Source organism: Caproicibacter sp. BJN0012, assembly GCF_035986805.1.
GTDB lineage: Bacteria > Bacillota > Clostridia > Oscillospirales > Acutalibacteraceae > Caproicibacter.
Genome location: NZ_CP142518.1, coordinates 3,444,148 through 3,459,336 on the forward strand (window position 1 = coordinate 3,444,148; position 15,189 = coordinate 3,459,336).

Annotated in this window: 12 protein-coding genes; 4 read left to right on the forward strand and 8 right to left on the reverse strand. The window is 56.1% G+C overall.

Annotated features, from left to right (window positions below):
- Window positions 1-7: 7 nt before the first annotated feature.
- Window positions 8-715 carry an ABC transporter ATP-binding protein gene (locus tag VA597_RS17015; protein WP_128744066.1) on the reverse strand — a complete coding sequence of 236 codons (708 nt, stop codon included), beginning with the start codon at window positions 713-715 and terminating at the stop codon, window positions 8-10.
- Between the two features lie 74 nt (window positions 716-789).
- On the opposite strand from VA597_RS17015, the gene VA597_RS17020 reads away from it, so the two are divergent.
- A complete protein-coding gene (locus VA597_RS17020) occupies window positions 790-2,310 on the forward strand; it encodes a phosphomannomutase/phosphoglucomutase (RefSeq protein WP_128744067.1) in 1,521 nt (506 codons plus the stop codon).
- A gap of 107 nt (window positions 2,311-2,417) precedes the next feature.
- On the opposite strand, the gene spoVAD is transcribed toward VA597_RS17020, so the two are convergent.
- Complete coding sequence (gene spoVAD, locus VA597_RS17025; protein ID WP_128744068.1) at window positions 2,418-3,440, reverse strand: stage V sporulation protein AD; 1,023 nt, start codon at window positions 3,438-3,440, stop codon at window positions 2,418-2,420.
- 15 nt (window positions 3,441-3,455) lie between these two features.
- Window positions 3,456-3,899, reverse strand: coding sequence for a stage V sporulation protein AC (gene spoVAC / locus VA597_RS17030; protein ID WP_326974895.1), 444 nt, complete (start codon window positions 3,897-3,899; stop codon window positions 3,456-3,458).
- A gap of 215 nt (window positions 3,900-4,114) precedes the next feature.
- On the opposite strand from spoVAC, the gene VA597_RS17815 reads away from it, so the two are divergent.
- Both VA597_RS17815 and VA597_RS17035 read left to right on the forward strand, forming a co-directional pair.
- Entirely contained in the window at window positions 4,115-4,402 is a 288-nt protein-coding gene (locus VA597_RS17815; protein ID WP_442861496.1) for a PadR family transcriptional regulator, read from the forward strand.
- A complete protein-coding gene (locus VA597_RS17035; RefSeq protein ID WP_128744069.1) occupies window positions 4,399-4,914 on the forward strand; it encodes an HAAS signaling domain-containing protein in 516 nt (171 codons plus the stop codon). The genes VA597_RS17815 and VA597_RS17035 overlap by 4 nt, the downstream gene beginning before the upstream one ends.
- A 72-nt stretch (window positions 4,915-4,986) precedes the next feature.
- Here the strand turns inward: VA597_RS17035 and VA597_RS17040 are convergent, their stop codons facing one another.
- The 5 genes from VA597_RS17040 to VA597_RS17060 all read right to left on the reverse strand — a co-directional run bounded on the left by VA597_RS17040 (window position 4,987) and on the right by VA597_RS17060 (window position 11,243).
- A complete protein-coding gene (locus VA597_RS17040) occupies window positions 4,987-5,874 on the reverse strand; it encodes a hypothetical protein (RefSeq protein WP_128744070.1) in 888 nt (295 codons plus the stop codon).
- Between the two features lie 18 nt (window positions 5,875-5,892).
- Window positions 5,893-7,533, reverse strand: coding sequence for a hypothetical protein (locus VA597_RS17045; RefSeq protein ID WP_128744071.1), 1,641 nt, complete (start codon window positions 7,531-7,533; stop codon window positions 5,893-5,895).
- Between the two features lie 252 nt (window positions 7,534-7,785).
- On the reverse strand, window positions 7,786-9,174 hold the full coding sequence (locus VA597_RS17050) for a TrkH family potassium uptake protein (RefSeq protein ID WP_128744072.1): 1,389 nt from the start codon (window positions 9,172-9,174) through the stop codon (window positions 7,786-7,788).
- 25 nt (window positions 9,175-9,199) lie between these two features.
- Window positions 9,200-9,718, reverse strand: a complete 519-nt coding sequence (locus VA597_RS17055) for a QueT transporter family protein (RefSeq protein WP_128744073.1) — start codon at window positions 9,716-9,718, stop codon at window positions 9,200-9,202.
- A 118-nt stretch (window positions 9,719-9,836) separates the two neighbouring features.
- On the reverse strand, window positions 9,837-11,243 hold the full coding sequence (locus tag VA597_RS17060; protein ID WP_128744074.1) for a hemolysin family protein: 1,407 nt from the start codon (window positions 11,241-11,243) through the stop codon (window positions 9,837-9,839).
- 332 nt (window positions 11,244-11,575) lie between these two features.
- Between VA597_RS17060 and nifJ the strand changes: the two genes are divergently transcribed.
- Window positions 11,576-15,139, forward strand: coding sequence for a pyruvate:ferredoxin (flavodoxin) oxidoreductase (nifJ, locus tag VA597_RS17065; protein WP_128744075.1), 3,564 nt, complete (start codon window positions 11,576-11,578; stop codon window positions 15,137-15,139).
- Window positions 15,140-15,189: the final 50 nt, after the last annotated feature.

Here is a 15,189-nt window from a genome sequence, read left to right on the forward strand (position 1 = left end):
TTCCATATTATACCAGAATTTGCCGTTTGTCAATCCGTTTTTCCTCCCCCGCGATTTTCCCGTCCTGAATCCGCACGACGCGGTCCGCCGTCTCCGCGATGCGGCTGTCGTGCGTGATCAGCACGACGGTGCGGCCCAGGCGATGAAGCGAATGAAGAATCTCCATCACCTCTCCGCCCGACCGGGAATCCAGGTTCCCGGTCGGCTCGTCCGCAAGGATGATCGGAGGGCGGGCGGCAATGGCGCGCGCGATGGCGACCCTCTGCTGCTGCCCGCCGCTCATCTGGGCGGGCCGGTGATGCATCCTTCCGCCCAGGCCGACCTGCATGAGCGCTTCCTGTGCCAAAGTGCGCCGCTCGGTTTTGGGGATTCCGCGGTAGACGAGCGGCAGCTCGACATTTTCAAGCGCATCCTCCCCGCCGATCAGGTTGAAGCTCTGAAAGATAAATCCGATCTGCCGGTTGCGGATCTGCGCCAGTTTTTTTTCGCTCAGGCCCGAGACGTTTTCCCCCTCGAGAAAGTATTGGCCGGAGGAGGGCGTATCCAGGCACCCGATGATATTCATCAGGGTGGATTTTCCGCTGCCGGAACGGCCCACGATCGCGAGGAATTCGCCCTTTTCCACTCTGAGGGTGACTCCGGCAAGCGCGCGGATCTCGCATTCTCCCATATGATAGATTTTCGTCAGATCAGTCACTGAAATGAATGGTTCCATTCTCTCTCCCCGTTTACAAATGTCCGCGCCGGTTTTATAATGAGATCGAATCAACGATGAAAGGGGCCAGGACCTTGTTAAATATCAACTGGAATCAGCTGAAAAGCGGAACGGATATCCGGGGCGTCGCAAGCGCGGGCGTCGCAGGAGAACCGGTGAACCTGACCGACGAGACGCTTGCGAGGCTGGCGCAGGGCTTCGCGCTGTGGCTGTCGGCGCGGGCCGGCAAACCGGCGGACCGGCTGGCCGTGGCCGTCGGGCACGACAGCCGCGTTTCCGCGGACCGCATCTTCGCCGCCGTTTCCGGCGCTTTGGCCGCCGCGGGAATCCGGGTTCTGGACTGCGGGTTAGCCTCCACGCCGTCCATGTTCCACGTGACGCGGGGCCTTTCCTGCGACGGTTCGGTGCAGATCACCGCGAGCCACCATCCCTGGAACCGCAACGGGCTGAAATTCTTCACACCGGACGGCGGGCTGGACGGCCCGGACATCGAGCAGATCCTGCTCCATGCGCAGAACGGCGACAGGCCCGCTCCCGGCGGCGGTTCGGTGGAGAAAGCCGACTACATGAGCACATACTGCGCCGGGCTGCGCGACATGATCCGCAAGGGGGTAAACGCCGCCGACTACGACAGGCCCCTCTCCGGATTCCACATCGTGGTCGACGCCGGGAACGGCGCGGGCGGCTTTTACGCGCGGGACGTTCTGGCGCCGCTTGGCGCGGATGTTTCCGGCAGCCAGTTTCTGGACCCGGACGGCATGTTTCCGAACCACATTCCGAACCCGGAAAATGAAACGGCGATGCGCTCCGTCCGCGGGGCGGTGCTGCGCGCCAAGGCGGACCTCGGCGTCATCTTCGACACGGACGTGGACCGCGGCGGGGCCGTCGACGCGGCCGGGGACGAGATCAACCGTAACCGCCTGGTCGCGGTCGCTTCCTGCATCGCTTTGGAAAACTGTCCCGGCGGCACGGTCGTGACCGACTCCGTCACTTCCAGCGGACTGACGGAATACATAGAAAAGACGCTGGGCGGAAAACACCACCGCTTCAAGCGCGGATACCGCAACGTGATCAACGAAGCGGTCCGCCTGAACAAGGAGGGGGTGGACTGTCCTCTCGCGATCGAGACCTCCGGCCACGCGGCCATGCGGGAAAACTTTTTCCTCGACGACGGCGCGTATCTTGTGACCAAAATCATCATCCTGTCGGCCCGGCTGCGCACGCAGGGCAAAACTCTCGGCGATCTTCTCGCCCCTCTGCGCGAACCCGCCGAGGCGCTGGAGCTTCGCTTTCCGATTCGGAAGGAAAACTTCCGCGAATGCGGGGAAGCCGTGGTCGCCGGTCTGGAAACCTATGCGCGCCGGCAGCCCGGCTGGACCGTCGCCCCGAACAACTACGAGGGCGTCCGGGTTTCGCTCGACGGCGAGCGCGGCGGCGGCTGGTTCCTGCTTCGGCTGAGCGTGCACGACCCGATCATGCCGCTGAATGTCGAAAGCGACCGGAACGGCGGCGTGAAGCGAATTCTGGAGCAATTAGCCGCTTATCTGGACGGATGCGAGGGGCTGGACCTTTCGCCTTTAAAAAAGAGCCTCTGACTTTCGTTTTCGGAACGGCAGCCCGCCGCCGGGAGCATTTGACCTCCGTCCCGCCAAACCGTGCCGGCCTTTTTCTGTTTGCTAAACGGCGGGCTGAAGATGCAACGTCACGTTGCCGTCAGAAGGACCAGATGCGCGACGCTGGGGATGCTCTCCCCCTGCTGGGAGGAGGTCGGCGACATCAGCGCGCCGGTGCCGATGAACACCACTTTATGGAGCTGCCCCTGCTCCATCTGCTGCAGAATGGCGGAGCAGAGGATCGCGGCGCTGCACCCGCAGCCGGAGCCGCCCGCGTGAACGTCCTGTTTTTCGCGGTCGTAGATCATGATCCCGCAGTCGTTGTGGACCGGCTTGATGTCGATGTTCTCCTTCTGAAGCAGCTCTTCCAGAAGCTCGCTGCCCACAAAGCCCAGATCCCCGGTCAAAATCAGGTCGAACTCCTCCGGCGAGGATTCCGTGTCGCTGAAAAAGTCCAGCAGCGTCTGCGCGGCGGCGGGCGCCATCGCTGCACCCATGTTGTTGGCGTCCTTGATGCCGAAGTCCGTGATCCTGCCGAACGTGACCGCGTTCAGGCTGATTTTCGCCTCCGGGTTGTCCTGCCTTTTTCCAAGCAGGACGGCTCCGGCCGCCGTCGCGGTCCATTGGGAGGTCGGCGTGCGCTGCCCGCCGTATTCCAGCGGAAACCGGTACTGCCGCTCCGCCGAACAGAAGTGGGAGGAGGTCACCGCCGCGGCGCGGCCCGCGGCGCCGGATTCCACAAACAGCGAGGCGATTCCGAGCGTCTGCGCCATGGTGGAGCAGGCTCCGAACTGGCCGAGGAACGGAATGTCGAGGCTCTTGAGGCCGAACGTGGAGGAGATGCACTGGTTGAGCAGATCCCCCGCAAAAATGCAGTCGATATCCGTGTTCTTCAGATTCGCCTTGCGAAGGGCGATGTTGACCGCCTCGTTCTGCATGCGGCTTTCCGCCTTTTCCCAGCTGGATTCCCCCAGCGTCGTGTCGTTGTGGCACTGATCGTAATACTGTCCGTACGGGCCTTCGCCCTCTTTTTTGCCAACGACCGACGCATACCCAAGGACGGCCGGATGCGTCGTCAATTCAAATGTGTATTTTCCCTTTTTCTGCGGCATGCGCTCAACTCCCCGTCAATATAAATGGAAAAACCACAGGATCAGCCCATACAGGATGGACGCCGCGGTCCCGTAAACCAGCACCGGCCCGGCGATGACGAACATTTTTCCGCCGATGCCCAGAACATACCCCTCGTTTTTGAATTCCATTGCCGGGGATACAATCGAGTTCGCAAACCCGGTAATCGGCACCAGGGACCCCGCCCCGGCGTGCTTCGCAATGTTGTCGTAAACGCGCAGCGCCGTCAGGAGCGCGCTGAGAAAAATCAGTGTGATGGAAACGAAGGTGCTCGCTTCCTTCTGGTCCAGGCCGAAGGACATGTAGAGATGGAGGATCGCCTGCCCAAGCGTGCAGATGCCGCCGCCGAACAGGAACGCCATCGCCATGTTTTTCCCCCATTTGGTCGGCGGGGAAACCTTGTCCGCCATCGTTTTATAATCCTTTTTCGATACTGTCAATGTTTTCTTCTCCTTTCGTTTCAGTCGTCCTTATTTTGCCGGAAACGGGGATGAATATGCGGAGGACATTCCTGTTTTCCTTGACAGCGGCGCAGAGTCGTTCTATACTGTTTAGTAATACTAAATATTTTACAATCAAGAGGTGAAATGTTCTGGATGACCGATACGAGCGCCAACTGAAAAAAGGCGCGCTGGAGATCGTCATTCTCCGGCTGATCGAACGGCACCCCGCCTACGGATACGAACTGCTGACGGAGCTGGAGCGGAAAAGCAGCCGGTTTTTCAGCCTTCGGGAAGGAACTCTTTACCCGGTTCTGTACCGTCTGGAAGACGACGGCCTGATCCACGCGCAGTGGAGCACGGACAAAATCCGGGGCGCGCCGAAAAAAGTATACACCATCACGCCTCTGGGGCGGAGAGAGCTGAAACGGCTCTGCGGAATTTGGGAACAGTTTTCAAAAAGCGTAAACGACATACTGACGGAGGAGGACTCGTCTCAATGATGACAAGGGAACAGTATTTGAAAGAAGTATCCGGCGCCCTGCGCCGGTCCGGAATGCCGCGAAAGACAAGGAAGCGGCTGGAAACGGATCTCGCCTCCGATTTCAGCGCCCGGTTGGAGCGCGGGGAATCCGCAGGGGAGATCATCCGAGCCATGGGCGCGCCGGAGGCGCTGGCCGGCGAATTCCTTTCCGAAAACAGCCGGGGCGCACCGGTACGCACACCTTCGGAAAAGCTCCTGCTGGCGCTCGGCATTCTTTTCTCCGCATTGACCGCCGCGGCCGGACTCCGGCTCACGGCGTTTTCCGGCCCTGCCAGCCGCATTCGGATGTGGCTGAACGGCAGCGAGGCGGCGGCAAAGGGTCAAACCATCATCGGGGGAGCCGACGGGCCGACTGCGATTTTTGTCACGTCCCGGCCAGGCCCGTTGGCCTATGGGCTGTTCGTTCTGTTCCTGGCCGCCTGTATCTCCTGTTTTATCCTGTACTCCCGTTCCCGCCGAAATCGAAAATAGCACAAAAAGACAGGCCTTCCGGAAACCGAAAGGCCTGTCTTTGTAAAACCGGACTGACTGGAATGATCAGGTTCACACTACCACATACTCATCGCTGTGCAGCCGTCTTAGCTTCTGCACAAAACTGTTGTTCGCAAAAGGCTGCTTCGATTGTTCCATTCTTGCAAAAAAGGCAGCGTAAGATTCCGGCTTCAATCCGCGATTTTTCGGTTCATCCGGGGCGCTGGGTTCCTTGTTCCCACTGTTATGATAATCATTCCAGATCGACGAAATCGTGTCGTTGATGTCATTGAGCATGTTGATCGCGCTTTTCAGATCTTGCTCAAAGTTTTCCGAAGACAAATGAAAATTTTCGAACTCCCGAATCTTCTCCTTCAATCCGGACGCGCCTTGCCCCAAGCCGGGCGTCATGGAAATGAAGGCCAAATATGTTCTCATGCATAAAATATCAGTGGCATCCGGCACATGAGCCGCCGGCTCATCCTTTGGGTACCCGTTCTGCAATAAAAACTGTTTGTCGCTTTGCAGCTGGGTAAGCGTATCCTGATAGGACTTCTTCTGCGCGTCGGTCAGTGGCTGCGCGCCGTCCTGTCCGTTCAGCAGTCCCTGATAATAAGAAATCTGATCGTTGTAATAGTGGTAATGATTCAGCAAATTGTTGCATGTTTTTTCGGAATCTCCGACGGCGCTTTTGAGTCCGGTGAGGCTTCCGTAAACCGGATTTTCCTGCGTGATCAGCCGGTATTCGTCCTCTTCCCGTTGTTCCTGCAGTTTTCTGGCATATTCCTCCTGCCGGTCTTCCCGGTCAATCCGGTCAAAATTCAATCGGACTTGCTCCGGCTTAGAAGCCTTCCCATTGGAATTTAATTTCACGCTTTGGTCATTCAGGACAACGTTCTTTGTCACGGAAAAATCCGTGTTTCCCGTCTGCGCCTTTGTGTCCAGACAAATTCCATCCATTGCTTTTTCCCTCCCTGATCACGAGATCTCAACCCAATGCAGCGCGGCATCGCCCGGGACGCTTGTCAATATCCACCTGTTGCCCAAAATGGCATATACGTAAGGTTTTTTCCCATTATTGACAACGGCTCCCGCGGCGGCGCTGACACTTAGATGATACTGATCGTTGCCGCTTGATATTTTCAGGTCCGTAGGATAGTAAAAAATTGTATACTCAGGTTGTGAGCTATAGTATGTATATCTCGTATCCTCTCCTGAGCAGTCCCCTAAATAGATTTTACTTGTATCATAGCCTAACGCGCTGAAATACTTTCTTATATCGTTACAATTAAACTCGAATTTACCCTCTGAATCCGTATAGACAGTTGTATCCATGCCGTGGCCGTTGGTAACCGGAAGATAAATCCGCACCGGAGCGTTGGCTTTCGGCGATGAATCCTCTCTGTAGACCAGCGTACCTTTTACCACAAAACCAAAACCCAAATCATATTTGCTCAATTCAGCGGGAAATTGTTTTGACTCCACCTGGTTCAATACCCATCTGGCGTCTTGCTCCGAACCCCCAACTTTTTTCGCTAATTCTATTGATTTTTGATAATCAATCCAATGTTGGGTTGCGTCATCCTCCGCAATTGGGTCATAATCCTTATGATAATTATTTGAAACATAAAGATCTTTGATTGTAACGTCTGGATCGCTTACCGCTACATTTAAAATCACCCAATCGGACCATGCATTATGTTTATCGACCACTCTGAGCCAAATTTTATAGTTGCCTGATTCCGCGAACTGAATCCCAAGCGTTTCATCATCGACAATTGCGGCTGCAAAGTCTACGTTCTGGACAAGCTGCGTTCCATCTTCCTTTGTAATATAAAATCCAAGATCCGTTATCACATCAGAATCGTCGCTATCTGTGGATGTCTTCCATGAAATCACTTCAACCTGATCCGTATCAAATTTATCGTATAAATACTGAATATTACAAACGGGACGAGTATTTCCATCCGCAGGTTCTACAGAAATAACGATCGAAAACACATTCGACAGCGCACCTCTGGCATCTTCTACTTGAAATGTCATAACATACTGTGCGGCAGTGGTAAATTGCGTAACAAAACCGGATCCGTCATTAAATGTTCCAATAATCGAATCATTTGGAATACCGCCGACGTTTTTTTTCACGATAGCATCGCCGTCAGGGTCATATGTAAAATCTTGACCATCGTATGACCATAACCAGCCAATCTGAGTCTCTGTGGTGACATTTCCATCGATGAGAGAATCCGGATTTAAAATCGCATATTTTAAGTCTGCAACCGGCGGATTATTTTGTGTTTCAGAGTTCTCCGCTATCTTACTGTCATACACAGCTTTTTTATCCTTCGTAGATAATAAATCAGTGTTTTTTGAAATTGACATTTTATCGCGTAAGAAATTTTCAAGCTGCTTATGAACTGTTAAACCCTCGACGTCCTTTATTTTTTCAGAAGCATCTTCAAATCTTTCTTGATCAACCGAATTTGCTGTTTTTTTGATATTACTTATATCAAAACTGCTCTGATTCGTCTGTGACGTAATCGTAGAACTGGTGTTCTCAGAATGAGATTTCTGTTGAGCCGTTTTCGCTCTCGCGCTCACGGCCGGTGTAATAATCAAAAATAAAATGCTAAGAACAAGTCGATGATAAGGAAATTTTTTTGATCTTCTTTTTCATATTATTTTCTCCTCTCGAATAATTATGTTTCAATATTATCATCAAATTCTCACAATGTCAAATTTTATCATTATTGGCTCAAAATGTAATTACTTGTTTTTTTCATCCGTAAAGAAGAACCGGACCATCCGGGATATTCCCGAACGGTCCGGCTGAATTGATTTCATTTTCCGATCAATGAACCGCGCAGAGACTCACCCCACCACGATCTTGCCTTCAGGCAGAACCGTTCCGGAAGACGCGGAACGGCCCTTGCGCAGGGTAAACGCCAGCCCGAGCGAGACGGGCCCGACGCGGCCGATGTACATCGCGCAGACCACCGCCACTTTGGCAATGTTGGTCAAAGTCGGCGTCACGTTTGCCGTAAGGCCGACCGTGCCGAACGCGCTCGTCGCCTCGAACAGTGCGTCCACGCCGTTCGTCGCCGGGTTCGTCGTCATAATGACGCCGGCGGTCACAATGATCACCAGCACGCCGATCGTCAGGATCGTCAGCGAACGGTAAACCGTAAATTTATCCAGCCTGCGTTTGAGGACGACGGCATCTTCGCTGCCGCGCATCACGCTCATGACCGCCGTGACCAGCACCACAAAGGTCGTCGTCTTGATGCCGCCGCCGGTCGATGCCGGCGAGGCGCCGACGAACATCAGGAATACCATGATCAGCTTGGTCAGATCCCCCAGGGACCCGATGTCCACCGTGTTGAAGCCCGCCGTCCTCGCCGTGACAGACTGGAAAAAGGACGCGTTCAGCTTTTCGCCGAAGTTCATCCTCTTGAGCGTGTTGCCGTTTTCGCAGACAAAAAACAGCAGCGTCCCCGCTACAATCAGGAGCAGCGTCATGCGCAGAACGATCTGGGAATGGAAATGAAGGGCGTGCGGACGCTGCTTGTGCAGCCGCGGAAGAATTCTGGCGTAGAAAATATCGTTAATAACAACAAAACCCAGGCCTCCGGTCACAATCAACGCGGCGACCGTCAGCGTGACGAGCGGATCGCCCGCATAACCCACCAGGCTGCTGCCCGGATCGACAAAGCCCATGATGTCGAACCCGGCGTTGCAGTAAGCGGAAATTGCAGTGAAAAAGGAGATCCAGATTCCGTGCGGACCATACTGCGGCACAAAACGCAGCATCAGAAGAATCGCGCCGGCGGTCTCGCAGGAAAAAGTAAAGAACAGAATGATTTTGATCAGGCGTTTGACATGCATCATGCTGCCCGCCGTGTTTTCGGCCGCAAGCTGCATATCCCGAAAGCCCAGCTTCCGCTTCAGCAGAAGCGAAAATCCGGTTGTAAACGTGACCAGCCCGAGCCCCCCGATCTGAATCAGGAGCAGGATGACGGCCTGGCCGAAAAGATTCCAATGGGTCCAGGTGTCGAACAGCACCAGCCCCGTAACGCACACCGCGGAAGTCGACGTGAACAGCGCGTCCAACGGCGAAGTAGGCGCCCCATTCCTCGCCGAAACCGGCAGAGCCAGAAGAAAAGCGCCGGTCAGAATCACCACAAGAAAACTCACCACAATCAGCCGGACGGGCGGGATGCCCTTCAGCTTCTTTTTTAACGCGGGAATTTCCTCTCCCATTTCATCCACCTCATTGCTGTGAATCTCATAAAAACAGTTTTTTCATCGCCTTGCTGGAACCGATCCACGCCGCGAGCGGCAGCCCCAGGCCGTAGCAGACGGCCAGTTCGCCCAACCCGACGGAAACCGCCTGCGTCAGAAATTCGGCCCAGGCGAAACCGCCGGGCGAAAGGATGACGATCTCGGCCCCGACAAACACCGCGTTGACCAGAACCGGCGGCAGCGGCGCCAGAACCGGAAGCCCGCGCCAGCGGATATTCCGCAGAAGGCGCGTTCCCACGGCGGCGATCAGCGTGGCGGCCGTGCCGACCACCATATCCGTGCTGTAGCCGCTGAAAAGATTCGCCAGAAAACAGCCGACCGTCAGTCCCGGGATTGCCGAAAACGTGAAAACCGGAAGGATGGTCAGCGCCTCCGAGAACCGGAACTGCACCGGGCCGTAGGCCAGCCCCCACAGGGCCGCCAGAAGGGTCAGCACCGTGTAAAGCGCGGCGATCATCGCCGCTGACGCCAAAGAGAATGCGCGGTTTGTCCTTTGTTGCATATTTAGTTCCCCCGTAGTTTTATTTTAGGTCAGGATGTTGCGACTGACCCCGCTGCTTTCTCAGCGGTTCTAATACGATACAACAAAATCCCGCGAAATGCAATCCTCAATTCCCGCTTTAATTCCCGCTTTTTCCCGGTTCCGGCTGCGTTTTGGGAACGGGCGCGTCCTTTTCGATCAGGATCCTCGCGATTCTTCGCTCTTCCATCGCGGCGACGGTCAGCGTCAGGCCGTCGAGCTTCACCTGCGGATGCTCGTTTTCCCGCGGCAGCCTCCCCAGCCGTTCCATCATCAGCCCGGCGACAGTATCATAGTCCCCCTCCGGCAGATCGACGCCCAGCATTTCCGAGACCTCGTCCACCGGCGCGGTCCCCTCCACGTCGAACCGGTTCTCGCCGTCCCGGTGGATCTCCTCTGCCTCGTTGTCGTATTCGTCCTGAATGCTGCCGACGATTGCCTCGAGAAGATCTTCCATCGTGATGATCCCCTCCGTGCCGCCGTATTCGTCGACAACCACGGCGATCTGCACGTGATGCGCCGTCATATCGGAAAAGAGCTCGCCGCAGAGCTTGCTTTCAGGGACAAAATAAGCCGGGCGCATCACATCCGTCAGGCGGATTCCGGGCTCTACCTGTTTTCCCACATATTTGAGCAGATCCTTGACATAGATGATCCCGGTAATGCTGTCCAGGTCCTCGTGGAAAACGGGGATGCGGGAGTAGCCGTTGTCCATTGCCAGCGTCACCGCGTCTCCGACGGAGTCCGTGTCCTCGGCGGCAATCACGTCCGTCCGGTGCGTCATGGCCTCGTCCACCGTGAGATCGCTGAACTCGAAAATGTTCGAGATCATGTCCTTTTCATTTTCGTTCAGGACCCCTTTTTCCTCTCCGGCGTCCACCATCATGAGAATCTCCTCCTCCGTGACGGTCTGCCCGCCGCTGTCCGGGTCCACGCCAAGAAAACGCAGCACGACGTTCGTGGAGGCGGTCAGCAGGGAAACGACGGGGCGGAAGACGGACGCAACGGCGGAAAGCACGCCCGCGAAGTGAAACGAAAGCTCCTCCGCACGCTTCATCGCGACCTGTTTCGGCACCAGCTCCCCAAAAACCAGGGAGAAATAAGACAGCAGAAGCGTAATGAGAAGCGTCGAAGCACCCTTGATGAAAGAGGGAGAAAAAGGCAGGAAGCTCAGGAGAGCGGCAAGATCGTCCGAAAAGCTCTCCGAGGCGGAGGCCGACGTCAGAAAGCCGGCCAGCGTGACGCCAATCTGAATCGTGGAAAAAAAGCGGCTGGAGTTCACGGTGAGTTTTTGCAGTTTCTGGGCTCTTCGGTTCCCGTCCTCCGCCATCTTTTCAATTTTGGCGTCATTCATGGTGATGACTGCGATTTCACTCGCGGAAAAAAAGGCATTGATCAGGATCAGAACGATGAGAAGCAGCACGGCGGCAAACGGAGAATCCGCGCGGGATGCCCCGGAAGCCGCCAACAGCAACGGAATCGTTTGCCCGTCAGGGTCGGATGACATAAGTTTACCCCTTTCAGAATGAAAATGAATCCAATATTATTATATTATTTTATTGTATCGTTTCCTGCAACCGCTGTCAATGCGGCGCGCGGGGAACCCGTCACGGCCGCGGGGCTCTTCCGTCCCCGCAACAACGACTGCAAAGCTTTTTTTAATGCTGAAAATTTTTTGGTCATTATGCCATTTCTGCTAATTTTTTTCGATAAGTTTTCATGCTTTTTTCAGTAATTTTCCTTTACACGGAAGACAAAAGATGTTAAACTTTAGTCAAGTACAGATCCTTGTGCTGTACCCAACGGAATTAATTATCCGTAAGGAGGAAAATAAGGACTATGGATTCAAGAAAAATGAAAACCATGGACGGCAACAACGCCGCAGCATATGTGTCATATGCGTTTACCGACGTCGCTGCCATCTACCCGATCACGCCTTCTTCCGTCATGGCGGATGAGACGGACAAGTACGCCGCAGCAGGCAAGAAAAACCTGTTCGGCAGGCAGGTCCAGATCACGGAGATGCAGTCCGAGGCCGGTGCATCCGGCGCAGTGCACGGATCCCTGGCGGCAGGCGCGCTGACCACGACCTACACCGCCTCCCAAGGTCTTCTGCTCATGATCCCAAACATGTACAAGATCGCCGGCGAATTCCTTCCGGCCGTCATGCATGTCTCGGCCCGTTCGCTCTCGACGCAGGCGCTGTGCATCTTCGGCGACCACTCGGACATTTACGCGTGCCGCCAGACGGGCTTTGCCATGATCTGCTCGAACAGCCCGCAGGAATGCATGGATCTGGGCGCCGTCGCGCATCTTTCCGCCATCAAGGGAAGCATGCCGGTCATGCACTTCTTCGACGGGTTCCGCACCTCCCACGAGATTCAGAAAATCCACATCTGGGACGACAAGGATCTCGGCGAACTGCTCGACTGGAACGCCGTTGAGAAATTCCGCAGGGATTCCATGAACCCGGAGCATCCGGTGACAAAGGGCACCAGCGAAAACGACGACCTGTTTTTCCAGGTCAATGAAGCCAGCAACAGCCACTACGACGCTTTCCCCGAAGTCGTCGTGGACTATATGAACAAAGTCAACGCGAAGATCGGCACCGATTACAAGCCGTTCAACTACTACGGCGCGCCGGACGCGACGGAAGTCATCATCGCGATGGGCAGCGTGTGCGAATGCGCGGAGGAAGTCGTCGACTACCTGAACGCGGCAGGTGAGAAAGTCGGCCTGGTCAAAGTCCATCTGTACCGTCCTTTCGTCGCGAAATATCTGCTCGACGTTCTGCCGAAGACGGTCAAGAAGATCAGCGTCCTCGACCGCACGAAAGAGCGCGGCTCCATCGGCGAACCGCTGTACCTCGATATCGTCGCCGCCTTCAAGGACACCGAATTCGCCACGACCCCGGTCTACACCGGCCGCTACGGCCTCGGCTCCAAGGACACCAATCCTGGCCAGATCGTCGCCGTTTACCGCAATATGCAGTCCGCTTCCCCGAGGAAGCGCTTCACGATCGGCATCACCGACGACGTGACCAACCTTTCGCTCGAGGTCAAGGAAAATCCGGACACCACCGCGAAGGGCACCCACTCCTGCAAATTCTGGGGCCTCGGCGCGGACGGCACCGTCGGCGCGAACAAGAACTCCATCAAAATTATCGGCGACCACACCGACATGTATGCACAGGGCTATTTCGCCTACGACTCCAAGAAATCCGGCGGCCTGACCATCTCCCACCTGCGTTTCGGAGCCAAGCCGATCAAGTCCACCTATTATGTCACCAAAGCGGATTTCGTCGCGTGCCACAAGCCTTCTTACGTCGAATCCTTCGACATGGTTCAGGACATCAAGCCCGGCGGAAGCTTCCTGCTCAACTGCGAATGGGAGTCCGTCGAGGAGCTTGACAAGCACCTGCCCGGCAAGATGAAGAAATATATCGCCGACAACAGCATCAACTTCTACACCATCAACGGCGTGAAGCTTGGCAAGGAGCTCGGCCTGGGCGCCCGCATCAACACGGTCCTGCAGTCCGCGTTTTTCGCGATCGCCGACATCATCCCGAAGGAACAGGCCATCCAGTATATGAAGGACGCCGCCACAAAGTCCTACAGCAAAAAGGGCGAAAAGGTTGTCGCGATGAACCACGCCGCCATTGAGCGCGGCGCGACCGATTTCGCGAAGGTCAACGTTCCGGCCTCCTGGAAAAACGCAGCCGACGATTCCGTTGTCCCGACCGCAACCGGCAGCGACAAAGAGCTCGTCAACTACGTCAACAAGGTCCTGATCCCGGCCAACCGCTACAAGGGCAACGAGATCCCGGTCTCCGACCTGATGCCGATGGCAAACGGCACCGTTCCGGCCGGTTCCGCCGCCTATGAGAAGCGCGGCATCGCGATCGACGTTCCGCAGTGGATTCCGGAAAACTGCATTCAGTGCAACACCTGCTCTTATGTCTGCCCGCACGCGGTCATCCGTCCGGTCGTCATGACCGAGGAAGAAGCCGCCAAAGCGCCGGCCGGCATGAAGTTCAAGGACATGACCCTGATGAAGGGCTACAAGTTCGGCATCACGATCTCCACTCTGGACTGCACGGGCTGCGGCTCCTGCGCGACGGTCTGCCCGGGCATGAGGGGCAACAAGGCGCTTGAGATGAAGCCGATGGACACCCAGCTGGACGGCCAGGAATATTACGACTTCGGCCTGAGCCTGCCGGAAAAGCCGGAAGTTGCCGCAAAGTTCAAGCCCACCAGCGTCAAGGGCAGCCAGTTCAAGAAACCGCTGCTTGAGTACTCCGGCGCCTGCGCGGGCTGCGGCGAGACTCCTTACGCGAAGCTGATCACACAGCTGTTCGGCGACAGGATGTACATCGCCAATGCGACCGGATGCTCCTCGATCTGGGGCGGCTCCGCTCCGGCGACCCCGTACACCAGGAACGCGAAAGGCTTCGGCCCCGCGTGGAACAATTCCCTGTTTGAGGACAACGCCGAGTTCGGCTACGGCATGGCTCTTGCCAACAAAGCCATCCGCGGCAGGCTCCAGGAATACGTCGACAAGATTGCCGCTTCCGCCGACGCCTCCGAAGCTCTGAAGAGCGCGTGCGCGGAGTGGAAGGCCACCTTCGGCAGCAGCCTTGAAAACCGCGAGCCGGCCGACAAGCTGATTGCGGAACTGGAAAAGGCCGCTTCCGGCAGCGGCGAGCTGGCCGGGCTTGCCAAGAAGACGCTGGAAGACAAGGACTATCTTGCGAAGAAGTCCATCTGGATCTTCGGCGGCGACGGCTGGGCCTATGACATCGGTTACGGCGGATTGGATCACGTCCTCGCTTCCGGCGAAGACGTCAACGTCTTCGTCTTCGATACCGAGGTGTACTCCAACACCGGTGGGCAGGCTTCCAAGTCCACCCCGATCGGTTCGGTGGCGCAGTTTGCCGCAACCGGCAAGTCCACGAAGAAGAAGGATCTGCCCGGCATGGCCATGACCTACGGCTACGTCTACGTCGCGCATGTCGCGATGGGCGCCGACTACAACCAGACGATCAAGGCCATTGCGGAAGCTGAAAGCTATCATGGTCCTTCCCTCATCATCGGCTACGCCCCCTGCATCAATCAGGGCATCAAAAAGGGCATGAGCAAATCCCAGATCGAGGAAAAGGAAGCCGTCGCTTCCGGTTACTGGAAGAACTTCCGCTACGATCCCCGCCTGGCTGAAGAGGGCAAGAATCCGTTCCAGCTCGACAGCAAGGCTCCGACGGCATCTTACCGCGACTTTATTATGGGCGAAGTACGCTACAACTCCCTGACCCGCGCCTTCCCGGAGCGCGCCGAGGAACTGTTCCAGAAAGCGGAAAAAGTAGCGAAAGAGGATTACGAGCATCTCGAGAAGCTCTCAAAGATGTAACTCCGGCTTACGGACAAAAGCGGCCCCCGTACAGGAATCCTGTACGGGGG